The sequence below is a fragment of the Cupriavidus sp. YR651 genome (assembly GCF_900101625.1).
Taxonomy (GTDB): Bacteria; Pseudomonadota; Gammaproteobacteria; order Burkholderiales; family Burkholderiaceae; genus Cupriavidus.
On record NZ_FMYZ01000001.1, the window covers coordinates 1,115,270 to 1,137,342 of the forward strand.

The following is a 22,073-nucleotide window of genomic DNA, read 5'->3' on the forward strand; positions in this document are numbered from 1 at the left end:
CTCAGGTGTTCTGGACGACGATGCTCGGGAACTTGTTGGTCATGTCCCGCGCCTTGTCAGCTACCTTGATGGCCACCTTGCGCGCGACTTCGCGGTAGATCGCGGAGATCGGGCTGTCCGGGTCGGCCACCACGGTCGGGCGGCCCGAATCGGCCTGTTCGCGGATCGACAGGTTCAGCGGCAGGCTGCCCAGCAGGTCCACGCCATACTCGGCGCTCATCTTGTCGCCGCCGCCTTCGCCGAAGATGTGCTCGACGTGGCCGCAGTTCGGGCAGCAGTAAACCGCCATGTTCTCGACGATGCCGAGGATGGGAATGCCCACTTTCTCAAACATCTTGAGGCCCTTCTTGGCGTCCAGCAGCGCGATGTCCTGCGGCGTGGTCACGATCACGGCACCCGTGACGGGCACCTTCTGCGACAACGTGAGCTGGATATCGCCGGTGCCCGGCGGCATGTCGACGATCAGGTAGTCCAGGTCGTGCCAGTTGGTCTGGCGCAGCAGCTGTTCCAGCGCCGAGGTGACCATCGGACCGCGCCACACCATCGGATTGTCCTGTTCGATCAGGAAGCCGATGGAATTGGCCTGCAGGCCGTGGCCCTCCAGCGGCTCCATGGTCTGGCCGTCGGCCGATTCGGGGCGGCCATCGATGCCCAGCATCATGGGCAGGCTCGGGCCGTAGATGTCGGCGTCCAGCATGCCGACGCGGGCGCCTTCCGCGGACAGGGCCAGCGCGAGGTTTACCGCCGTGGTGGACTTGCCGACGCCGCCCTTGCCCGATGCCACGGCAATCACATTTTTGACGCCCGTCAGCAGCTTGACGCCGCGCTGGACGGCATGCGCGACGATCTTCATCGATACCGTCACGCTGACATTGGTGACGCCCGGCAAATTGCGCAGCGCACCAATGACAAGCTTGCGGATCGGTTCCAGCTGGCTCTTGCCTGGATACCCGAGTTCCACTTCCAAGGAGACGTCGCCGCCATCGACCCGCACGTTGCGGGCCGACCGCGTGGAAACGAGGTCCCTGCCCGTGTTGGGATCGATCACGGTGCGCAGGGCTTCGGTTACCTGTTCAATGGTGAGGCTCAAGACAGACTCCGCTTCTTTTATCAGTCAATGGGGATGAGGCGCGTAATGTAGCAAAGTATGGAGCAGCAGCCAGCAGTGTGCCGCAGCGCGGTGAGTCCCCCTGTGCAGAGTGGGGAATTACAGACATTTACATCTCTCACATTCTCGCGCTTGTGCGCGTCCCGCCATATCCCTATTGTAGTGCGCTTGCGTCCGGCGACCCCATGGCCGGCTGTCACCCGCGGGGCCATCCCGCGCGTTTTTACAGGCATGATGAAACTTGTCGGCCTGATCCGCGCCCTGCGGCCGGAAGCAGTTACCATGCGGTATGCCGTCGGCAGAACATTTACAGGATTCACCAGAAGGAGAAAGCATGAAATTCAAGTTCGTCACCGTCTCGCTCGTCGCAGCTGCGGCACTGGCGGGTTGCGCCACTGAACAGCAAACGAACACGGCGGTCGGTACCGGCGTAGGCGCAGCCGTGGGTGCCGGACTGGGTAACCTGATCGGCGGCAACTCCACCGGGACGCTGATCGGGGCGGCAGTGGGCGGTGCAGTGGGCGGCACCACCGGCTACAACTGGAACGCCATCCGCGGCAAGCTGAACAAGGACACGGCCGGCACGGGCACCCAGATCACCGAACAGCCGGATGGATCACTCAAGGTGAACATTCCGAGCCAGGTGACCTTCGACACCGACAGCTCGACGATCAAGCCGTCGTTCCGCGGCGTGCTGGACCAGGTGGCCCAGACGCTGGGTCAGCATCAGGATGTGGTGGCTAACGTCGTCGGCCATACCGACAGCACCGGCAATCCGAGCTACAACCTGCAACTTTCGCAGCGCCGCGCCCAGAGCGTGGCGTCGTACCTGGGTGATCGCGGCGTCGCACGCAACCGCCTGACCGCCGAGGGCCGCGGCCAGACCCAGCCCGTCGCGGACAACGCCTCCGAGGCCGGACGCACCCAAAATCGCCGCGTCGAAATTTTCTTGAAACCAATTCAGGGATGAGCTGGTCATACAGTTCAGGTACCGCTTGCCACCGTTGCTGGCTCGCGATGGGTGGCTGACCTCCCGGGCGGTACCTGATTTCTCCTCCTTTTCCGTTGTGGAAAGCTGCGCCGGTGCTTCACCGGCGCTTTTTTTTGCGCGTCCGCTTTGTTGCATGCCGACATTTGCCGGGCGACGGGCCGTCGCGCATGCCACGGATTTCAGCCGGATCGGCGCCGAACTGGGCGCCCGCGCGCACCGCTTGCTAAAATAGCCGTTTCCCGGCCACGCAACCGGGCACGCATTTCCATCCTCCTGGCTCCTCCCTGGCTCTTTACATGACCGCACGCCGCATCCTCGTTACCTCTGCCCTGCCGTACGCCAACGGCCAGATCCACATCGGCCACCTGGTGGAGTACATCCAGACCGACATCTGGGTGCGTTTCCAGCGAATGATGGGCAACGAGGTCTACTACGTGGGCGCCGACGACACGCACGGCACCCCGGTCATGCTCCGGGCCGAAAAGGAAGGCATCACGCCCAAGCAACTGATCGACCGCGTCTGGACCGAGCACAAGCGGGATTTCGACAGCTTCCTGGTGTCGTTCGACAACTACTACAGCACCGACGCCGACGAAAACCGCCAGCTTTGCGAAAAGATCTACCTGGCGCTGAAGGATCAGGACCTGATCGCCGAACGCGATGTCGAGCAGTTCTTCGACCCGGTCAAGAACATGTTCCTGCCGGACCGCTTCATCAAGGGCGAGTGTCCGAAGTGTGGCGCCAAGGACCAATATGGCGATTCGTGTGAAGTATGCGGCACAACTTACGTGCCGACCGACCTGAAGAACCCGTACTCGGTGGTTTCCGGCGCCACGCCGGTGCGCAAGTCGTCGACGCATTTCTTCTTCCGCCTCTCCGATCCGCGCTGCGAGACCTTCCTGCGCGAATGGGTGGCCGACCTGGCCCAGCCGGAAGCCACCAACAAGATGCAGGAATGGCTCGGAGCCGAGGGTGAGACCTCCACGCTGTCCGACTGGGACATCTCGCGCGACGCCCCGTATTTCGGCTTCGAGATCCCGGGCGCCCCGGGCAAGTACTTCTATGTCTGGCTGGATGCCCCGATCGGCTACTACGCCAGCTTCAGGAACCTGTGCGCCGCGCGCGGCATCGACTTCGACGCCTGGGTGGGCCCGCACTCGACCGCCGAGCAGTATCACTTCATCGGCAAGGACATCCTGTACTTCCACACGCTGTTCTGGCCCGCGATGCTGAAGTTCTCCGGCTATCGCACGCCGACCAACGTGTTCGCGCACGGTTTTCTGACCGTGGATGGCGCCAAGATGAGCAAGTCGCGCGGCACTTTCATCACCGCGCAGAGCTATATCGACACCGGCATGAACCCGGAATGGCTGCGTTACTACTTTGCCGCCAAGCTCAACGCGAGCATGGAAGACCTGGACCTGAACCTGGACGACTTCGTCGCCCGCGTGAACAGCGACCTGATCGGCAAGTATGTGAACATCGCCAGCCGCGCCGCGGGCTTCCTGGTCAAGCGCTTCGACGGCAAGGTCAGCGAGGCCGCGCTGGGCAACCCGCTGCTGGAGCAGCTGCGCGAGGCCGCCCCGCAACTGGCCGCGTTCTATGAAGGCCGCGAGTACAGCAAGGCGCTGCGCCTGGTGATGGAGTTGACCGACGCCGTCAACGCGTTTGTCGACACCAACAAGCCGTGGGAACTGGCCAAGGACGAAGCGAAGCGCGATGCGCTGCACGCCGCGTGCTCGGTGTCCCTGGAGGCCTTCCGCCTGCTGACGATCTACCTGAAGCCCGTGGTGCCGGAAATGGCGGCCGGCGTGGAACGCTTCCTGAACATCGACCCGCTGAACTGGCGTGCGATCGACAAGCAGCTGTCCGCCGACCGTCCGGTGCAGCCGTACCAGCATCTGATGACCCGCGTGGACACCAAGCAGATCGAAGCCCTGCTGGCCGCCAACCGGGATTCGCTGCAAGCCGCCGGTGGCGCCCCCGCCGCGTCCGGCGCGCCGTCCGTCGAGCCGATCGCCGACACGATCACCATCGACGATTTCGCCAAAATCGACCTGCGCGTGGCGAAGATCGTCGCCTGCGACCGCGTGGAGGGTTCGACCAAGCTGCTGCAACTCACGCTGGACCTGGGCGAAGGCAAGACGCGCAACGTGTTCTCCGGCATCCAGTCGGCCTACACGCCGGAGCAACTGGTGGGCAAGCTGACCGTGGTGGTCGCCAACCTGGCGCCGCGCAAGATGAAGTTCGGCATGTCCGAGGGCATGGTGCTGGCCGCATCCGCCGCCGACGAGAAGGCCGCGCCGGGGCTGTACATCCTGGAGCCGCACAGCGGCGCGGTGCCGGGAATGCGGATCCGCTAAGCCTCTCACGCATCACCATCGAAAAAAACGGCGGCGCCTCCCGGGCGACCGCCGTTTTTCTTTACTCCGCGCGCCCCAGGCTCATCCGCCCTGCCGCTTCGACGGATCGTCGCTGCGCGACGTCGTCGTCACGGTGCCCTGATTGTCAAAATGGACGTTGAAGAACGCGCGGTCGGTTGACGATTCGAACCAGCGATAGCCCCAGACCTCCTCCTGCTTGAGCGCGAAGGCCTCCACCTTGGTGGGCTTGCCGAGCATCCGGCGGATCTGGTCCTTGTTCATGCCCGGCCGCACGCGCGCGAAATTGGCCGCGGTCAGCACCTGCTCGATGCTGCGCACGGTGCCGTCGGCGCCCGTTGTCACCATCCAGGTGGTCGCGCCCTCGGGGCCGCGCGGGTACTCCAGGCGCTTGCCGCCGTCGGCTTCCTCCCAGACGATCTCCGGCTTGCCGGCCTGACGACGAATATCCTCCTCCGTCGATTTGCCGATCTCGATGCCCTTGAACAACTGGCTGTCGGGCTTCACGCTGTTCCACGTATTGCGTGCGACGTCGCCGGCGCGCTTCATGGCTTCGTCCACTTTCTGCTGGTCGCAGCCAACCAGCGCGAGCAAGGAGGCAATCAGTCCCATGGCGAGAAGGCGTCTGCGCGACGCGTCAGTAAATGGCATGTCAACTCCAGTTCGATAAGAACGCTCATCGCTTGATGGCCTCCACCGGGTCCCCGGCCGGCGCGCTGGCGGCACCGTCCGGGCTGTCCGCATCCGCCGCGCGCCGTCCGCCGGCGCCGCCCGAGAACAGGCTACTCCAGCTGCCGAAGCGGCGGTTGAACAGCACCGACAATCCGTTGATCGAGCCACCTTTGGCGATCAGCGACCAGCGGCGCGAAAACGCCCAGGTCAGTTTGACCACGTTGGACGCGGAAGTCAGGCTCTGCTCGTAGCCGACGGAAATCTGGTCGGTCACCGCCTTGCCGATGCTGACCACCTGCTGGTCGTTCAGGCCGGCCGTGGACGGACCGATCGAGAATTCGTCGATGCCGAAATGCGACACGACGCTCTTGCCGGCTTTCCCGCCGATCATGCCCAGCGCCGCGCCGCCGAGCGCGCCGCCACTGAGCTGGCGCTGCTGGCCCGCGCCAGCGCTTTCCGCACCGTAACCGAACATCAGCCAGGACAGCTTGTCTTCGTCCGGCACGTTCGGCTCGGAAACCAGGCGCACGCGCGGCAGGCGCACGGTGCCGGTGACCTCCACCCCCGCCTCCACTTCCAGGTTGCGGCGCATGGCGCGGATATTGATGTTGGGGTTGTCCACCGGGCCGTTGAAATTGATGATGCCGCGCTCGATGTTGAGCTTGCGGCCGAACGCCTCGTACGTGCCATCGACCACGCGCACCGTGCCGGTCGCGCGCATCGGCGCCAGCGGCTCGCTCTTGATGCCGAGCTGGCCCGCGAGCAGCAGGTCCGCCCCGGCACCACGGAAGCGGAAGTCGTTGCCGAGGTCCACCGTGACATCGATGACCGGGCTGAAGCGGCTGGCCGGCTGGGTTTCGGGCACCGGCGTGGCCGCCGTCTTCACCTCGCGCTGGTCGCTGCGGCGCACCACGACCACATCGTCGCCCAGCACCGGTGCGCCGGCCTTGGGCAGGTCAAACAAGCCACGGTCGACGCGGAACTTGCCACGGATCACCACCTGGCGGTTCTCGTTGGCGATGCCGGCCTCGCCCGACACGATCAGCGTGCGCTCGGGGCTGGCAAACAGCTGGAGCTTGTCCGCCACGATCCTGGCCGTCAGGTTGGGATCCGCCTCGCCCAGCTTCACATTGCCCGTCGCGGTCAGCGTGCCGTCGCCACCGCGGAAGCGCACCTGCTTCAGTTCCACCGTGTTCTGGTCCAGCACCACTTGCACCACGCCGTCGGTCAGGCGGATGCCCTGGTCGTACAGCGTGATGCCGATGTCGCTGCCATCGATGGTGCCCGTCAGCAGCGGACTGCCGACCGTGCCGGCCAGCCGCAGCGCCGCCGCCAGCTTGCCGTCGAAGGCGTACTGGGGACCGGTCAGCGCTTCCAGCGACTTCAGGCGCGGGATGTCCGCGGACACCGTGCCGCCCAGCGTGGACGCCGGACCGATCGTCAGCAGGCCCTGATCGGCCACCAGCCCCGCGGAGGCATCGATCGCGAGCTTGCCGATCCGCGAGGAGGACGTGCCGCCGCGCAGCGTCATGCGATTGCCGGCGAACTCGGCCCGCAGCGCGGTCTCGCCGAGGCCCAGCGTGGTCCAGCCACGCCCGGCATTCACCGACGCATCGCCGCTGCGGCGACGGATCTCGGCAAACCCGGACGCGGTCTCGGCCAGATTCACGTTCCAGCTACCATCGAGCACGAGGTCGGACCGGATCGGCGGCGCCTCGCCCGTCAGCGTCTGCATCAGCTTCAGCACATTGCCGACCTGCAGGCCGTCGAGATTGCCCTGGGTGCGGATGCGGCCGTGGTCGAACTCGAAGCCATCGACGGTGAGCGTCGCGCGATCCAGCAGCAGCCGCGCCGGGCCCAGCCGGATGTGCTGATCGGCGACCAGCAGTTCCGTGGGCGCCGCCAGCCGCATGTTGGCCGCGCTGCGCGCTTCGAGCGTGCGGATCGTGCCGTTCCAGCCCTTGTCGCCGTGCCATCCGCCCTGCCCGGACAGCGCCAGCTGCAGCGACTGCTCGTGCAGCGTGCCGGCGGCCTTCGCGTCGAACGTGTGGCTGCCCTGCGTGCCGGAGAGATTGGCGTCCAGCGTGCGCAGGCTGGCTTGCGGCCCCTGGTAGTCGCGCGCGGAAAGTTGCGCGGACAGCGTGCCGTCCAGGCCGCCGCGCAGTTCGGCATGGCCGCTGGCGCTGGCCACCTTGTGCGGGCCGATGACCAACGCCTGCGCGCTGTAGTCGCCAACGACCTCAGGCCGCCGGAGCGTGCCCGTGATATCGGCGTCGAGCTTCGCGCGACCGGACACGCCGAATTTCAGCCGGTCGAGCTGGGGCGCGTCCACGTTGACCCTGAGGTGGTCGCCGCGCGCGCCAAAGCTGCCCCGCAGGTTGACCTGGTTGCCCGCCATCGACAGCGACGCCTCGCTCGGCAGCAGGCGCTCCCCTTCCAGGCGCACCTTGCCGTTGCCCGTCATCGGCAGGCCGGCGTATTCGCTTTCCTGCAAGCCGAAGTCCAGTGCCACGCGCAAGACCTTTGCGAGGGAGCCCGTGGCCGTGAAGTCCGCGTTGATCCGACCCGGCGCCACCTTGGCCAGTCGCGCGGGATCGAAGTTGGCCAGCTTGCCCTTGAAGCTGAACGCTTGCGTGTCCTTGAGCCCGAGCTTGCCCTCCGCCGTCAGCGTGCCTGCACCCAGGCCCGCGCGCAGTGCCGACAGCGTGACCGATTCCTCGTCGACATGGGCGTCGGCAAACAGCTTGAGTTCGCCGCCGGCCAGGTCCAGCGCCACGCTCTGGCGGCCCGGCTCCAGCCGCAGGATCACGGGGCCCGAGAGATTGGTCGGCACCAGGCTCGTGTGGAGCGCGGCGGCGTCGAGGCGATGCACATCGAGGTCGAAGCCGCCTCGCCCCTCGTGCAGCATCCCCTGGCCGACGATTTCGGCGCGGCCGGGCAACGCGATGCGCAGGTCGCGCAGCGTCTGCGCCATCTCGCTCAGTTCCACGCGCGCCTGCACGCTGTGCACGGGCAGGCGTTCCTTGTCGATCGGACCGGGATCGAGGTTGCGGACGGACACCTCGCCCGCGACGGCCAGCGGCGTCGGCTGTGGCGGTGTTTGTGGCGCCGGCGCGGGCACAGGTGCGGATGCCGACGCGGCGGAGGCCGCCGCCACGGCACTGGCGGTGGACTGGCCCGGCGTCGGCGTGGCGATCTTCGGGGGCGGCGCCACGGCCTCCACCGGGCGCAAGTCGGCGTGCACGGTCAGGTTGGCTTGCGGCGCGGAGGGGCTGAACAGGCGCGGATTGATCCGCTCGCCGTCCAGCAGCAAATGTGTGAACGGCACCTTGCCGAACGGCGTGAGATCGATGGCGGCGCGGCCGCGAATCCGGTCGCCGCTCGCTTCCGCCTCGGCGCGCAGGGCCTCCAGCGATCCGCTCGCGGTGGCAGCCAGCGCGAAGGACTCCTGCTGCCACCGACCCTCCAGCAGCGCTTCCGCCGACAGCGCGAACGGCGCCTTGCCGGCGATCTGCGCGTTGGCTTGCAGCTTGCCGTATGGCGTCGTCAGCCGATCCACCACGGCGCGGTGGCGCTGGCCATCGGAATGCAGTGCGCCCGACAGGTCGGAAAACTCTAGCGGCGTGGCGGTGGCCGGCGGGCCTTGCAGCAGCGTCAGGCGCTCGATCGTCAACGTGTCGATATCGATCGCCAGCGGCAGTTCCAGCGAAGCCGGCATCTTCGCCGGCTCGGTCGACGGCGGCGACGCCGGCAGGCGCGCGTCCACCTTGCCGATCCGCAGCCATGCCACATGCAGTCGCGCCGGGGACCACACCACATCCCATCGGGTATCGATACGATCCACGGCCACGCGGGTGTCGCCGCTCTCGAACACCACGTCGCGCAGCCGCAACCCGCTCGCGACCGTGCCGCCGTCGAGCTTGCCGGCCAGCATGCCGGCGGAGACGCGCGTCGCCAGGTTCCACAGGTGCCGCGTGCCGGCTTCGGTACGCAGCGCCAGCACGACGGCGGTTGCGGCAACGACGGCCAGTATCAGCACCACGCCGACGATCCAGGCCAGCGCGCGCCAGACGTGCCGCCAGCCTCGTCCGCCTTCCTGACATGGAGGACGTGGCGCGTTCTGGTCGCGGCGCGGCACGGGGGGCATGTCGGGCATGCTCATGCCGCCGCCTCCGTTCGCCATGTCTTGCGCGTCGCCATCAGAACGCCACCCCCAGCGAGATATGCGGCCGGAACTGCTTCTGCTGGATGCCGTAGCCCACGTCCAGCTGCACCGGGCCTACCGGGCTGCGCCAGCGCGCGCCGACGCCCACGCCGTGATAGATCTTGATGCCGTCGAGGTTGTTGGTGGCGGTGCCCATGTCCCAGAATACCGCCGCGCCCCACTCCGGCTTGAACCAGTACTGGTATTCCACGCTGCCGGTGCCCAGATAGCGCGCGGGCAGCACGCTGGCCCCATCCGGCGTGCCGATGGACTGGTAGCTGTAGCCGCGGATGGAATCGGTGCCACCCGCGCGGAAACGCAGCGAGGCCGGGATGTTGGCCGGATCGCTCGATGTCATGTCGGCCCCCACCTCCAGACGCGCGATGAACAGGTCCCGGTTGCCCACTGGCACGTACTGCCGGATACGACCGTAGACCCGCAGGAAGGTCGCATCGCTGAGAAAACCCTTGGCGGCCACGCCGACCTGGGTGTTGATCACGTTGCCCCGGCGCGGGAAGACGGGGTTGTCGACATCGCGCCGCGTCCATGCGAACGCCGGCACGAGCGCCTTGGACAACTGGCTTGGCTGACCGAACGGCACCAGGTTGTCGTAGTAGTAGTCCAGCGACACCGTGGTGTCGTACCTCTCCCGCGAGCGCGAGCGCTTGAGGCCGGCGCGCCAGCTGGTCAGGTCGGTACTCTCCAGGTCGATCGTGCGTTCGTAGCTGCCGTAGATGCTGTTGCGAAAGGTGTGCGTATCGGGCGGCATCGCGGCTTCCAGGAACCCATACTGTCGCTTCTGTTCGATCCGCGCCTGCGAGTCGAGCACCCACGCCCGATTGAACAGGTTGTAGTACGAATAACGCCCTTCCACCTGCGCGCCGGTATCGGTCGTATAGCCCACGCCGGAACTGAGCCGGTGGGGCGGATTCTCGCGCACGCGCACCCTGACCGGGGCCACCACCGTATCGGGCAGCACGGCGCCACCGGCGGCTCCCGCGGCGCCCTCCGGCCCATCGGCCTTCGCCGGGGTCGGGTCCACCAGGTCGACCTGCACGTTCGAGAAATAAGGCTGGTTCTGGATCGCCCGCTGCAATTCGAGCAGGCGCTCCACGCGATAGGGCTCGCCCTCCACGAGCGGGTTCACGTTGCGCACGATCAGTTCAGGATAGCGGCGCGGGCCCTCCACCTGCAGCGGGCCCAGCACGTAGGCCGGTCCGCTCTCATAGCGCGCGGAGAGGTCCGCCGCCCGTTCGTCCGGTTCCACGCGCGCCCGCGACGCCGCCAGTTTGGCGCCGTAGTAGGTATGGCTCTGCAGCGTCACCAGCGCGTCTTCCTTGGCCTTGTCCCAATCGGCCTGGCGGAACGGATCGCCCACGGGCAGGCCCCATTTGGCGCGCATCTGCGCCACCTGTTGCGGGTTTTGCGTGGCGGCCGGCCCGGTCACCTCCAGGTCCACGCGGCGGATCAGCGTGCGGGCGCCCGGGTCCACGGTGATATGGACCACGCGATCCTTGCCCTCGCCTTCCACGGTGGCCTTGGTCACGGGATCGAACCAGCCCTCGGTGGAGGCAAACTGGCGCACCTGCTCGCCCACGGTTTCCACCATGTAGCCGAACTGGTCGTCAGACATATCGGTGCGGGTCGCGTAGCGCGCCAGGTCCAGGTGCTCTTCGAGGATGCCCTTGAGCGCCTTGGGGGCGTCGATTTCCACCTTGTAGGCGGCGCTGGCGGCCGGGGCAGCCGGGGCGAACAATGCCAGCGCCGTGGCCAGCGCCAGGGCCAACGCCGCAAGGCCGGCGCGGATCGCGGGCGCGCGATGGCCGGCACCCGTCGGGGTGCGGCGCGGCGCCAGGCTTGCAGCGATCTTCGCGGCCAAGTGACCCAAATCGATCCCCATCCGTCCGTGTCGAACCAGCAAAGTCGCTATTTGACCACACCCGGCACGGCGTCCGAAGCCGAAATCGGCCCCGGTGGCGGCCTGGCGGGCCATCCGGGGGCTCCGGCCCGCGGATTCCTGCCGGCGCCCGTGCCCGATACGGTAAAATCCAGCCCCACTATTCCCCTACTCAGCCCAAGGGCGCAGGTTTCATCATGGCCATGTACGAATCGGACATCACCCAGTTCATCAAGACGCTCAAGCAAGAGCGTCCCGCCCTGGAAGCGGAACAGCGCGAGGGCCGCGCCCTGCTGTGGGACAAGACGCCGATCGACCTGGAAGAGCGCTCCCGCGCCGACGCCTCGCGCGTGGCGCAAAAGCCGTACGTGTATTCGTCCGGCAACTGATTCCGGACCCCGAACGGGACCCGACCGGATGCATCCGAGCGAAAAGGACGCGCAGGAGAAGCTGACCCTGCCCGTGGAGCTGCCCAGCGTGGCCCCGGGCGCGGCCGGCATCCCGCCCGGCCCCGGCGACATGGTCGACGGCATGGCCTTCGCGCGCCTGTATGGCGAGCCGCTGTTCAAGCTGCCGCAAGACCTGTACATCCCGCCCGATGCGCTCGAGATTTTCCTGGAAGCGTTCGAAGGCCCGCTGGACCTGCTGCTCTACCTGATCCGCAAGCAGAACTTCAACGTGCTGGACATCCCGATGTCCCAGGTGACGCGTCAGTATCTCCTGTATATCGAGGAGATCCGGAAGACCAACCTGGAACTGGCCGCCGAGTACCTGCTCATGGCCGCCATGCTCATCGAGATCAAGTCCCGCATGCTGCTGCCGGTCAAGAAGGCCGACAGCGACGAGGAAGCCGAGGACCCGCGCGCGGAACTGGTACGCCGCCTGCTGGAGTACGAGCAGATGAAGCTGGCCGCGCAGCGGCTGGACACCGTACCGCAGCTCGGGCGCGATTTCCTGCGCTCGCAGGTCTATATCGAGCAAAGCCTGGCGCCGCGCTTCCCGGACGTGGAAACGGTGGACCTGCAGGCCGCCTGGGCCGACGTGCTCAAGCGCGCCAAGCTCAACCAGCATCACAAGATCTCGCGCGAGGAACTGTCCGTGCGCGAGCACATGAGCCAGATCCTGCGCCGGCTGCAACACGCGCGGTTCATGGAGTTCACCGAGCTGTTCGAAGACGCCATCCGCTCCGGCAAGGGCGTGCCGGTGGTGGTCGTGAACTTCATCGCCATGCTGGAACTGTCGCGCGAGGCGCTCGTGGAAATCACGCAGGCCGAGCCGTTCGCGCCAGTTTATGTGCGATTGGCGTACACGCCGACCTGATCCCGCCGATTTTTGCGCCACCGGCGGCGCCCCGCGCGCCGCGCATGCTCTACAATCCGCCCACAGCCGGCCAGGACGTTACAGAGCCCGGCACCCCCGATGCCAGTCACCGGGACGCTCCTACCACGACAGCACTCCACGTTCATGAAAGTCATCTCCACCATTCAAGAACTGCGGGACCAGTTGCGCGGGCAGAACCGCGCGGCGTTTGTCCCCACCATGGGCAACCTGCATGAAGGCCACCTGTCGCTGATGCGCCTGGCGCGCCAGCATGGCGACCCCGTGGTGGCGTCGATCTTCGTCAACCGGCTGCAGTTCGGCCCGAACGAGGACTTCGACAAGTACCCGCGCACGCTGCAGGACGACATCGAGAAGCTGCAGAAGGAAGGCGTGTATGTGCTGTTCGCCCCGACCGAGCGCGACATGTATCCCGAGCCGCAGGAATACCGCGTGGAGCCGCCGCACGACCTGGGCGACATCCTGGAAGGCGAATTCCGCCCCGGCTTCTTCAAGGGCGTGTGCACGGTGGTGATGAAGCTGTTCTCGTGCGCGCAGCCGCGCGTGGCGGTGTTCGGCAAGAAGGACTACCAGCAGCTGATGATCGTGCGCCGCATGGTCAACCAGTTCGCGCTGCCGATCGACATCATCCCTGCCGAGACCGTGCGTGCCGAGGATGGCCTGGCGCTGTCCTCGCGCAACCGATACCTGAGCCCGACCGAGCGCGCCGAGGCGCCCGTCCTCTACAAGACGCTGCACGAGGTGCGCGACACCGTGCTGGGCGCGGATGGCGTGGACCTGCTGGCCGTCGAGGCCGATGCCGTATCCCGGCTGCAGGCGCGCGGCTGGAATCCGGACTATGTGTCGATCCGCAAGCGCAGCAACCTGCAGGCGCCGACGCGCGAGGAATTCGCGGCCGGCGAGCCGCTGGTGGTGCTCACCGCCGCCAAGCTGGGACCGACGCGCCTGATCGACAATCTGGAAATCTGATCCCGACCGGACTGCCGCACGAAAAAAAGGCCTGCTCGAACTTTCGATGCAGGCCTTTTTGCTTGTTCTTGCTGGCTTTGACTGATTCCCCCGGGACGTCCGCAAGACGCGTCGCCCCCGGCACCACGCGACACTACGCTCGCCGTACGCGCTCCCGCTCCTGCGTGCGCACCACGTGCCGGCGATGTCCGGCGCGCCGCTTCCACCAGATCAGCACCCCCGTCACGGCAAACGCCAGCGGCATCAGCCCGAACAGCGTCATGAACGCGCGGCCGGGGATCCCGAACGCCTCGCCCGTGTGCAACGGGAACAGCCAGTTGATAAAGGTATCGCCGGACGGCGCGTCGTGCGGGTCGCGCGCGCCGAGTCGCTGGCCAGTGTAGGCGTCCAGCCAGAGTCGCGTGGCGCCGCTGTCCGCGCGCACTTCGCCCGGCTGGCGCAGGCGCACTTCGTAGGCGTCGCCGGGCTTGCGCGGCAGGCTGATACGCGTCACCAGCGCGGCCGGGTACTGCTGCTGGGCGGCCGTCATCGCCTGTGCCGGAGTGAGGGGGTGGGCGCCGGGAGCGGGGGTGGCCGACTGGTGCTTCTCCGGCGGGCTCACCGTCATCACGCTGCTGATGATCGGCGTGACCCACTTGGGCAGGTTCAGGTACCAGCCCGAGAACGCGATCGTCGCCAGCACCGGCGCCACGAAAATGCCGCCTACGCGGTGGAAGGTGTACGTGAACCGTGACCAGGAGCCGCCGTGCCGGATCCGCACTGACTGCTTCAGCGCGCGCAGCTGCAACTTGGGCCACCAGAGCGCCACGCCCATCAGCACCGTGATCAGCAGCATCATGCCCGTCACGCCCGTGATGGTCTTGCCGGTATCCCCCGAGAGCAGGTAGCGGTGCAGATGGAACACCGTCGGCAACAGTTGCTGGCGCGACAGGCCCGGCACGCCCCAGAGCCGCTCGCCCTTCACGGCCAGCGTGATCGGGTCGATCATGACCTGGCGCGAACGACCGACGCCGGCCTCCGGCCCCTTGATCGGATAGTAAGCAATGAAGACGCCGTGCTCCTCCATCGGCAGCATCAGCAGGTTCGGCTTGCCGTAGTGGGGGTCCGCCATCAGCTTGGCCGTCACCGATTCCACCGTGGCGGCGCCGACCGGAATGCGCGCGGCGGACGAGGCCTGGAGCAGGTCGGGGTTGAGCCAGGTGTCGAGTTCATCACGCCAGGCGATGACAGTACCGGTCAGCCCCATCAGCACGAACAACAGTCCGAAACTCAGGCCAACGTAGAGATGAAGCTTGACGAAAACGGTGCGCAGACGGCCGGAGACCATGGAGGGGGGCTAGGACGGTGTCGATCCGGCGTGGCGAGGCATCGCACGACGGGCTATATATATCTGTCGCAGCAGCATCTGTGCGGATCGCCGCAAATGCAAATACGAAGGATTCGCGATTCTATCAGCGCCGCGCTAAGATCGGCTAAGATCGGAAAACGACGCCCCCGCCGCCCCGTCGCGCATCGCCAACATCGCCCCCCATGTCTGACATCGAACTCGTCCCTGCCACATCCGAAGATGCGGACCTGCTGGCCACCCTGCACGCCGATAGCTGGCGGCACGCCTACGTCGGCCTGATTCCCGACGACTACCTGCGGCACCACGCACACGCCGAGCGCCTGGCCACCTGGCGCGCGCGCATGCTCGATGGCGCGGAGGGGCCGCTGGATGTCACGATCCTGCGCGTGGATGGCAAACCCGCCGGATTTTCGTGCCTGATGCCACTGGCCGAGCCGGGCTATGGCATCTATCTGGACAACCTGCACGTGCTGCCGGCGTTCCATGGAATGGGCCTCGGCAAGCGGCTCATGCACCACTGCGCCGCGCACGTCGCCACCGAGTGGCCCGGCAAGCCGCTGTTTCTGTACGTGCTGGATGGCAACGAGCAGGCGCGCACGTTCTACCGACGCCTTGAAGGCGAGGAGTCGGACCGCTTTGACGATCCGTTCCCCGGCACCGACGTGATGGTGCCGATCCGCCGCGTCACCTGGATGGACGTGGACGTGCTGGTCAGCCGGCTGGCGCGGGCGTAGCCCCGTCGCTCCCGGACGGTGGCGAGCCGCCGTCGAGCCAGTGCAGGATGGGCTGCCACTGCTCCCAGTCGCGCGCCACGCGCGATGGCGCCACATCCCACATCGTCAGCCCGTGCGCGGCCAGCTGGACGTAGTTCTGCGTATCGCGCAGGTAGCCCAGCACCGGCAGCCCCAGACCCTCCACGAAGCGCCGCAGCTGCTCGGCCGCGCGCGTGCGCATGTCCACGCGCATGCCGATGACGCCGACGGGCACCTCGCCTTGCCGCACGCGCTTGTCGTCGGCCAGCTTGGCGAGAAATTCCTGGGTGGCGAGGATATCGAACATCGAGGGCTGCAACGGCACCACCACGCGGTGGGCCAGCTTCATGACGTCGGAGAATCGCCAGCCGTGGAGCCCCGCCGGGGTATCCAGCACCACGTGCGTGGTGCCCCTGGGCGGCCTGGCGATGTGGTCGGCGTTGATGTCCCAACTGAGGATCGGGGGGGCGGATGCCGGGCGCAGGCCCAGCCAGGCGCGCGAGGACTGCTGCCGGTCGGTATCGCCGAGCATCACGGCATGCCCGTGACTGGCGAAATACCCGGCGAGATTGGTCGCCAGCGTGGTCTTGCCCACGCCGCCCTTGGGATTGGCGATCACGACTACCGGCATGAAAATCCTCCAATGTCCGATGGCTGCCATGAACTGCCGTGAAACCCATGAAAAACGCCGCCCGGGCTGGCGGCGTCATGGCGGGCCGGCCAAGCCCTCCGCTAGTGTAGCGGTTTCGCCCCTTATTCCGGCATCCGCAATGGCCCCAACATCGCTTCCAGGTCCAGGTGGGCGGCCAGGCTGTCGGCCAGCCGGTGGATCGACGCCTCGCGCAGCGCGTCCAGGTCCACGCCCTCCGCGCTCCCGAGTCCCGCCCAGCGCAACAGCGCACCGCAGCCGGCGGGGTCGTCGAACAGCCCGTGGACATAGGTCGCCAGCACCTGACCGTCGGCGGACCGGGCCCCGTCCGGCCTGTTGCCATCCAGCCACAGCGCCGGACGATCGAGCGCCGGCCCCACCGTCACGCCCAGGTGGATCTCGTAGCCACGCACCGTGGCGTCTTTCCGGGCATTCTCCCCGGCGCTTTCGGCGACCTCTTCCGCGACGGCCAGCCGGCCACTGACCTGCCGCAGCTGCTTTTCCGGAGCCAGCGTCGTGTCGAAATCGAGCCAGCCCAGTCCCGGACTCGATCCCGCCGGCCCTTCCCGGCCGTCCGGATCGTGGATCTGGCGGCCCAGCATCTGCATGCCGCCACAGATCCCGATCAGCTTGCCGCCATAGCGCAGATGCCGCGCCAGCGCGCGGTCCCAGCCATGGGCGCGCAGGAAGTCGAGGTCGGCCCGCACGCTCTTGCTGCCGGGCAGGATGACCAGGTCCGCCGCGGGAATCGGCATGCCCGGCCCGATGAACTGAAGGTCCACCCCCGGGTGGGCGCGCAAGGCGTCGAAATCGGTATGGTTGGAAATGCGAGGCAGCACCGGCACGATCACGCGCAGCAGCGCGTCCGGCGTGCCGCGCTTGGCCGCCTGCGCGCCGATGATGGCGTCCTCCGCATCGAGATGCAGTCCGTGCAGGTAAGGCAGCACGCCGAACACCGGCTTGCCGGTGCGCGCGGTCAGCCAGTCGAGCCCCGGCTGCAGCAGGCCGATATCCCCGCGGAAACGATTGATGATGAAGCCAGTCACGCGAGCCCGCTCGGTCTCCGACAGGCAGTCGAGCGTGCCGACCAGATGCGCGAACACGCCGCCACGGTCGATATCGGCGACCAGCACGACCGGGCAATCCACGCGTTCCGCAAAGCCCATGTTGGCGATGTCGCGGTCGCGCAGGTTGATCTCCGCCGGGCTGCCGGCGCCCTCCACCAGCACCACGTCGTACGCCTGTTTCAGACGGTCATGGCTCTCCAGCACGGCCGCCATCGCCTGCGGCTTGTAGGCGTGATAGGCGCGGGCATCCAGGTCCATGCGCGCGCGGCCGTGAATGATGACCTGCGCGCCGATGTCGCTGCTGGGCTTGAGCAGCACCGGATTCATGTCGGTATGGGGGGCCAGTCCGGCCGCCAGCGCCTGCAGGGCCTGGGCCCGGCCGATCTCGCCGCCATCGACCGTGACGGCGCTGTTCAGCGCCATGTTCTGCGGCTTGAACGGCGCCACCGGCACGCCGGCGCGCGCCAGCACGCGGCACAGGCCAGCCACCACGGTGCTCTTGCCCGCATCGGAGGTGGTGCCCTGAACCATCAGGGTGCCGCGCAGGGCACGCGGGGCGAAGGGAAACGCGGGAACGGAGGCGGGATCGGGTCGCATCGGCGAATTATCGCAGGGCGACCCCGAAAACGGTCATGCACTCTGCAAGATCCGTGCGTGCGGCGCCCGGATGCGGCCGCTACAATACGCCGCATGGAAACCAAGGCTACCGCCCGCGCGCTGGGCATCACCACCAGCGCTGAACCCGCATCGGCAGGCGCCGCCACCGCCAGCGAACCCGCCACGCAGGTCGCCCCGCGCGAAGCCCCGGGCGGCATGGCGCCGCGCGAGCTCACGCTGGTGCTCGGTGGCGCGCGCTCCGGCAAAAGCCATTTCGCCGAGCAGTTGGCCACCGACCACGCCGCCATGACGCGCGGCCCCGTCACCTACATCGCCACGGCCCGCCATGACGCCGATCCAGCCGATGAGGAAATGGAGCTGCGCATCGCGCTGCATCGCGCGCGCCGGCCGGCGGACTGGGCGCTCGTCGAAGAGCCGGTCCATCTGGCGGACGCGCTGTATGCGCATGCCAGCCATGATGGCTGCATCCTCGTGGATTGCGTGACGCTGTGGCTCAACAACCTGCTTTTCGACGAGAACCGCAGCTATCCCGAGCACGGCGTCATCACGCCGCCGCCGGCGTTCACCGAGGAAATCGACGCGCTGCTCACGGCCCTGCCGCTGCTGCCCGGGCACGTGATCCTGGTCTCCAACGAGATCGGCTTCGGCGTGGTGCCGACCGGCGCGATCACGCGCTTCTATGTCGACGAACTGGGCCGCCTGAACCAGAAGCTGGCCGCCGCCGCGGATCGCGTGCGGTTGCTGGTGGCCGGGATTCCCGTCGCGGTCAAGGGTGCGGATCCCGCATGATCATGCTGTCCTGGCCGGCCTGCGTGGCGGCCGCCATCGCCGGCGTGCTGCTGGACCGCTGGCTCGGCGAGCCGCGCCGATGGCATCCGCTGGTCGGCTTTGGCCAGCTGGCTGCGGCGCTGGAACGCCGCCTCAATCGACCTGAACGCGCCAACCTGCGCCAGCGCATCGCTGGCCTGCTGGCGTGGGCGCTGATGGTGCTGGGGCCGGCCACCGTTGCGTGGCTGCTGGTCGACCTCGCGCGAGCCGTGCACCCTGCCCTGTCCTGGCTGCTGCACGCGATTGCGCTGTACGCCGCGCTCGGCGCGCGCAGTCTCGATCAACACATCGCCCCGATCGCCAACGCGCTGGTCCAGGGCGACCTGCCCGCCGCGCGCGCGCTGACCGCGCGGATCGTCTCGCGCGACACCCATGATGCGGACACCGAAGCGCTGGCCCGCGCCGCCTGCGAATCCGCGCTCGAAAACGGCAACGACGCCATTTTCGGCGCGCTGTTCTGGTTCCTTGTCGGCGGCGCGCCGGCAGTCATCGTCTTCCGGCTGGCCAACACGCTGGACGCGATGTGGGGCTATCGCACGCCGCGCCTGCTGATGTTCGGCTGGGCGGCGGCGCGCATCGACGACCTCCTGAACCTGATTCCCGCGCGGCTTACCGCGTTGTCTTACGCGCTGCTCGGCGCCACGTCGCAGGCATTGCGCTGCTGGCGCACGCAGGCACGCGCGTGGTCCAGCCCGAACGCGGGCCCGGTCATGGCGGCCGGCGCCGGCGCGGTGGGCGTGGCACTCGGTGGCGGCGCGCGCTACCACGGCGAGTGGGAAGAGCGACCGCCACTCGGCGCGGGCCAGCCCCCCGGCGCGGCCCATGTGCACGCCTGCCTGCGGCTGGTGCAACGCACGCTGTGGCTCTGGCTTGGGCTGGCAATGGTGAGCGTGCCCGTGGCCCGCGCGCTGGGCCTGGCATCGTGACGAACGTGGTGCCGAATCCCATGACAAATGCCGTGAAGCATCCTGCAATCGAACCTGCGGCGAACCGCGACACAGGCCTCGCGCCGGACCTCGTTGCAGGCGTCGCTCCCGTGCCGTCTACTACTTCGCCAACGCCGGCGATTCCCCCCATTCCCCCAATACGCCACGGCGGCAACCTGCTGGCCGCCGTGCGCCGCTATGGCAGGCCCGCCGCCGCGTGGCTCGACCTCTCGACCGGCATCAATCCGGATGGCTATCCCGTCCCGCTGCTGCCCGCCGATGTGTGGCAACGGCTGCCGCAGGACAACGATGGCCTGGCGGAGATCGCCGCGCAGGCCTACGGCGCGCCGCATGCGCTGCCGGTGGCCGGCTCGCAGGCCGCGATCCGCACGCTGCCGCGACTGCTCGCGCCGGGACGCGTCGGCATGGCTGCGCTCGGCTACAGCGAGTACGCGCCGGCCTTTGCGCAGGCCGGTCACACGGTTGTGCCGCTGACCGAAGCGGATTTCGCGCACGACAATCTGGTGGAGGGGCTCGACCATCTGGTCGTTGTCAATCCCAATAACCCGACCGCTCGCCTGCTGCCGGCGGACACGCTGTTGCGCTGGCACGCGCAACTGTCCGCGCGCGGCGGCACGCTGATCATCGACGAGGCATTCATGGACGGCGTGGTGACCCCACCGCTGGCGACACCATCGGCGCCATCGTTGGCGACACCGTTGGCCGCGTCACTGGCCGCGCGCGCCGATGCGCCGGGACTCGTCGTGCTGCGCTCCATCGGCAAGTTCTACGGGCTGGCCGGGTTGCGCTGCGGCTTCGTGCTGGCGGCGCCGGACCTGCTGGCCGCGCTGGCGGAACAGCTCGGCCACTGGACCGTCTCCGGCCCGGCCCGCGCCGTCGCGCAGCTCGCGCTGACCGATACGGCATGGCACGCGGCCACTTGGGCGCGTTTGGCGACGGCGGGCCAGCGGCTTGCCATGCTGCTGCGCGATCACGGCCTCACGCCAGTTTCGCAGCCACTGTTCAGCTGGGTGCCCACCCCGCACGCCGCCGCACTGCACGAGGCCCTGGCGCGCGAAGGCGTCTGGACCCGCCTGTTCGACGCCGCGGGCGATTGCCCCCCAAGCCTGCGTCTGGGGCTGCCTCCCGACGATGACGCGGCCTGGCAGCGGCTGGACCGCGCGCTGGCGGCCGCCATCCGCGCCCTCGAATCCTGACTGATCGCTGATCCCACGTGAATACTGTGGATGCCTCGCGAATGCCCAGTAAATGCCGCGCCCATGACGAGGCGTCCATGATGACCCGCCAGTGACAACCCGCAATAGCCACCTGCCAATGACGACCCACTTCACAGCACGCGCCGTGCTGGCTGCCGCTGCACTGATCGCCCCCCATCTCGCCCACGCCGCCGTATCGGCGGTGGACGATGCCGGCCAGACCGTCACGCTGGCCCAGCCGGCGCGCCGCATCGTCTCGCTGGCGCCGCACGTGACCGAACTGATTTACGCAGCCGGCGGCGGCGACCGCATCGTCGGCACCGTGAGCTACAGCGACTTTCCGCCAGAGGCGCGCGACCTTCCGCGCGTGGGCGATAACAAGGCGCTCGACCTGGAACGCATCGCCGCGCTCAAGCCGGACCTGATCGTGGTCTGGCGCCACGGCAACGCGCAGAAGCAGACGGACCGCCTGCGCGCGCTGGGCATGCCGTTGTTCTTCAGCGAGCCACGCAAGCTGGAATCGATCCCCGAGAACCTGGAAAAACTCGGCACGCTGATGGGCACCGAGGCGGTGGCCACACGTGCCGCGACCGACTTCCGCCAGCAGGTGGAGACGCTGCGCAAGACCTACGCCAGCCGCGCCCCCGTGACGGTGTTCTACCAGGTCTGGCAGCAGCCGCTGATGACGCTCAACGGCCAGCACCTGGTCAGCGACCTGCTGGCGCTCTGCGGCGGCCGCAACCTGTTTGCGAACGAAACCCCGCTGGTGCCGACGGTATCGGTGGAAGCCGTGATCGCCGGGAATCCCGAGGCCATGTTGACGGCAGGCATCGGCGCCACGCGCCCGGACAAGCCGCTCGCGGATTTTTCGATGTGGGAGAAGTGGAAGCAAGTGACCGCCGTGGCGCGCAACAACCTGTTCATCATCGACGGCGATCTGGTCAATCGCGCCGGCCCGCGCGTGGTCAAGGGCGCGGCGGAGATCTGCAAGGATCTGGAAATCGCGCGCTCACGCAGGACCGGCCGGCCCGGTTAGTGGTTGGATCGAAAGCGTGCGGCCGCAGATGGTACAAGTGGTACGGCAAGAGAGTGTGGCAGCTTCGGCAAC

17 protein-coding genes are annotated in these 22,073 nt (G+C 67.7%); 10 read left to right on the forward strand and 7 right to left on the reverse strand.

Annotation, left to right across the window (positions count from 1 at the left end; translation table 11 throughout):
- Position 1 precedes the first annotated feature (1 nt).
- Positions 2-1,090 (reverse strand): iron-sulfur cluster carrier protein ApbC, encoded by a 1,089-nt coding sequence (gene apbC, locus BLR29_RS05030; protein WP_092135033.1) that lies wholly within the window; start codon positions 1,088-1,090, stop codon positions 2-4.
- A gap of 352 nt (positions 1,091-1,442) precedes the next feature.
- Between apbC and BLR29_RS05035 the strand changes: the two genes are divergently transcribed.
- Positions 1,443-2,078 (forward strand): YiaD family glycine zipper/OmpA-like lipoprotein, encoded by a 636-nt coding sequence (locus BLR29_RS05035; protein ID WP_092135035.1) that lies wholly within the window; start codon positions 1,443-1,445, stop codon positions 2,076-2,078.
- Positions 2,079-2,395: 317 nt separating this feature from the next.
- Positions 2,396-4,462, forward strand: coding sequence for a methionine--tRNA ligase (gene metG / locus BLR29_RS05040; protein ID WP_092135036.1), 2,067 nt, complete (start codon positions 2,396-2,398; stop codon positions 4,460-4,462).
- A gap of 81 nt (positions 4,463-4,543) precedes the next feature.
- On the opposite strand, the gene bamE is transcribed toward metG, so the two are convergent.
- From bamE to BLR29_RS05055, 3 genes are all read right to left on the reverse strand, one after another.
- Positions 4,544-5,092, reverse strand: coding sequence for an outer membrane protein assembly factor BamE domain-containing protein (bamE, locus tag BLR29_RS05045; protein ID WP_092135038.1), 549 nt, complete (start codon positions 5,090-5,092; stop codon positions 4,544-4,546).
- Between the two features lie 64 nt (positions 5,093-5,156).
- Positions 5,157-9,314, reverse strand: a complete 4,158-nt coding sequence (locus BLR29_RS05050) for a translocation/assembly module TamB domain-containing protein (protein ID WP_092135482.1) — start codon at positions 9,312-9,314, stop codon at positions 5,157-5,159.
- Between the two features lie 37 nt (positions 9,315-9,351).
- Positions 9,352-11,256 carry an autotransporter assembly complex protein TamA gene (locus tag BLR29_RS05055; RefSeq protein WP_092135039.1) on the reverse strand — a complete coding sequence of 635 codons (1,905 nt, stop codon included), beginning with the start codon at positions 11,254-11,256 and terminating at the stop codon, positions 9,352-9,354.
- Positions 11,257-11,450: 194 nt separating this feature from the next.
- Here BLR29_RS05055 and BLR29_RS05060 point away from each other — a divergent pair, with 194 nt between their 5' ends.
- From BLR29_RS05060 to panC, 3 genes are all read left to right on the forward strand, one after another.
- Complete coding sequence (locus tag BLR29_RS05060) at positions 11,451-11,642, forward strand: DUF3460 family protein (RefSeq protein ID WP_092135041.1); 192 nt, start codon at positions 11,451-11,453, stop codon at positions 11,640-11,642.
- A gap of 28 nt (positions 11,643-11,670) precedes the next feature.
- Complete coding sequence (locus BLR29_RS05065; RefSeq protein WP_092135042.1) at positions 11,671-12,573, forward strand: segregation and condensation protein A; 903 nt, start codon at positions 11,671-11,673, stop codon at positions 12,571-12,573.
- 144 nt (positions 12,574-12,717) lie between these two features.
- Positions 12,718-13,560, forward strand: coding sequence for a pantoate--beta-alanine ligase (gene panC / locus BLR29_RS05070; protein ID WP_092135043.1), 843 nt, complete (start codon positions 12,718-12,720; stop codon positions 13,558-13,560).
- Between the two features lie 133 nt (positions 13,561-13,693).
- Here the strand turns inward: panC and BLR29_RS05075 are convergent, their stop codons facing one another.
- Complete coding sequence (locus tag BLR29_RS05075) at positions 13,694-14,887, reverse strand: PepSY-associated TM helix domain-containing protein (RefSeq protein ID WP_092135045.1); 1,194 nt, start codon at positions 14,885-14,887, stop codon at positions 13,694-13,696.
- Positions 14,888-15,090: 203 nt separating this feature from the next.
- Here BLR29_RS05075 and BLR29_RS05080 point away from each other — a divergent pair, with 203 nt between their 5' ends.
- The gene (locus tag BLR29_RS05080; protein WP_092135046.1) at positions 15,091-15,642 is read left to right on the forward strand and encodes a GNAT family N-acetyltransferase; all 552 of its coding nucleotides are present in this window, start codon (positions 15,091-15,093) and stop codon (positions 15,640-15,642) included.
- Here the strand turns inward: BLR29_RS05080 and BLR29_RS05085 are convergent.
- Together BLR29_RS05085 and BLR29_RS05090 are read right to left on the reverse strand one after the other, a co-directional pair.
- Complete coding sequence (locus BLR29_RS05085; protein WP_092135048.1) at positions 15,620-16,291, reverse strand: ParA family protein; 672 nt, start codon at positions 16,289-16,291, stop codon at positions 15,620-15,622. The genes BLR29_RS05080 and BLR29_RS05085 overlap by 23 nt on opposite strands.
- A gap of 122 nt (positions 16,292-16,413) precedes the next feature.
- Positions 16,414-17,973: a cobyric acid synthase gene (locus tag BLR29_RS05090; protein WP_092135050.1), complete on the reverse strand. Its 1,560-nt coding sequence runs from the start codon at positions 17,971-17,973 to the stop codon at positions 16,414-16,416.
- 216 nt (positions 17,974-18,189) lie between these two features.
- Here BLR29_RS05090 and cobU point away from each other — a divergent pair, with 216 nt between their 5' ends.
- From cobU to BLR29_RS05110, 4 genes are all read left to right on the forward strand, one after another.
- Positions 18,190-18,783 (forward strand): bifunctional adenosylcobinamide kinase/adenosylcobinamide-phosphate guanylyltransferase, encoded by a 594-nt coding sequence (cobU, locus tag BLR29_RS05095; protein WP_255371117.1) that lies wholly within the window; start codon positions 18,190-18,192, stop codon positions 18,781-18,783.
- Complete coding sequence (cbiB, locus tag BLR29_RS05100) at positions 18,780-19,748, forward strand: adenosylcobinamide-phosphate synthase CbiB (RefSeq protein ID WP_092135053.1); 969 nt, start codon at positions 18,780-18,782, stop codon at positions 19,746-19,748. The genes cobU and cbiB overlap by 4 nt, the downstream gene beginning before the upstream one ends.
- A gap of 140 nt (positions 19,749-19,888) precedes the next feature.
- On the forward strand, positions 19,889-20,965 hold the full coding sequence (gene cobD, locus BLR29_RS05105; RefSeq protein WP_255371118.1) for a threonine-phosphate decarboxylase CobD: 1,077 nt from the start codon (positions 19,889-19,891) through the stop codon (positions 20,963-20,965).
- 118 nt (positions 20,966-21,083) lie between these two features.
- On the forward strand, positions 21,084-22,001 hold the full coding sequence (locus BLR29_RS05110) for a cobalamin-binding protein (protein WP_092135055.1): 918 nt from the start codon (positions 21,084-21,086) through the stop codon (positions 21,999-22,001).
- Positions 22,002-22,073: the final 72 nt, after the last annotated feature.

Coding starts and splice junctions, on each gene's coding strand:
- BLR29_RS05060 (WP_092135041.1), top strand. CDS start 11,451: ATGGCCATGTACGAATCGGACATCACCCAGTTCATCAAGACGCTCAAG.
- BLR29_RS05065 (WP_092135042.1), top strand. CDS start 11,671: ATGCATCCGAGCGAAAAGGACGCGCAGGAGAAGCTGACCCTGCCCGTG.
- BLR29_RS05085 (WP_092135048.1), bottom strand. CDS start 16,291: ATGCCGGTAGTCGTGATCGCCAATCCCAAGGGCGGCGTGGGCAAGACC.
- BLR29_RS05055 (WP_092135039.1), bottom strand. CDS start 11,256: ATGGGGATCGATTTGGGTCACTTGGCCGCGAAGATCGCTGCAAGCCTG.
- BLR29_RS05090 (WP_092135050.1), bottom strand. CDS start 17,973: ATGCGACCCGATCCCGCCTCCGTTCCCGCGTTTCCCTTCGCCCCGCGT.
- BLR29_RS05075 (WP_092135045.1), bottom strand. CDS start 14,887: ATGGTCTCCGGCCGTCTGCGCACCGTTTTCGTCAAGCTTCATCTCTAC.
- BLR29_RS05050 (WP_092135482.1), bottom strand. CDS start 9,314: ATGAGCATGCCCGACATGCCCCCCGTGCCGCGCCGCGACCAGAACGCG.
- BLR29_RS05080 (WP_092135046.1), top strand. CDS start 15,091: ATGTCTGACATCGAACTCGTCCCTGCCACATCCGAAGATGCGGACCTG.
- metG (WP_092135036.1), top strand. CDS start 2,396: ATGACCGCACGCCGCATCCTCGTTACCTCTGCCCTGCCGTACGCCAAC.
- BLR29_RS05035 (WP_092135035.1), top strand. CDS start 1,443: ATGAAATTCAAGTTCGTCACCGTCTCGCTCGTCGCAGCTGCGGCACTG.
- BLR29_RS05110 (WP_092135055.1), top strand. CDS start 21,084: ATGACGACCCACTTCACAGCACGCGCCGTGCTGGCTGCCGCTGCACTG.
- panC (WP_092135043.1), top strand. CDS start 12,718: ATGAAAGTCATCTCCACCATTCAAGAACTGCGGGACCAGTTGCGCGGG.
- cobU (WP_255371117.1), top strand. CDS start 18,190: ATGGCGCCGCGCGAGCTCACGCTGGTGCTCGGTGGCGCGCGCTCCGGC.
- bamE (WP_092135038.1), bottom strand. CDS start 5,092: ATGGGACTGATTGCCTCCTTGCTCGCGCTGGTTGGCTGCGACCAGCAG.
- cbiB (WP_092135053.1), top strand. CDS start 18,780: ATGATCATGCTGTCCTGGCCGGCCTGCGTGGCGGCCGCCATCGCCGGC.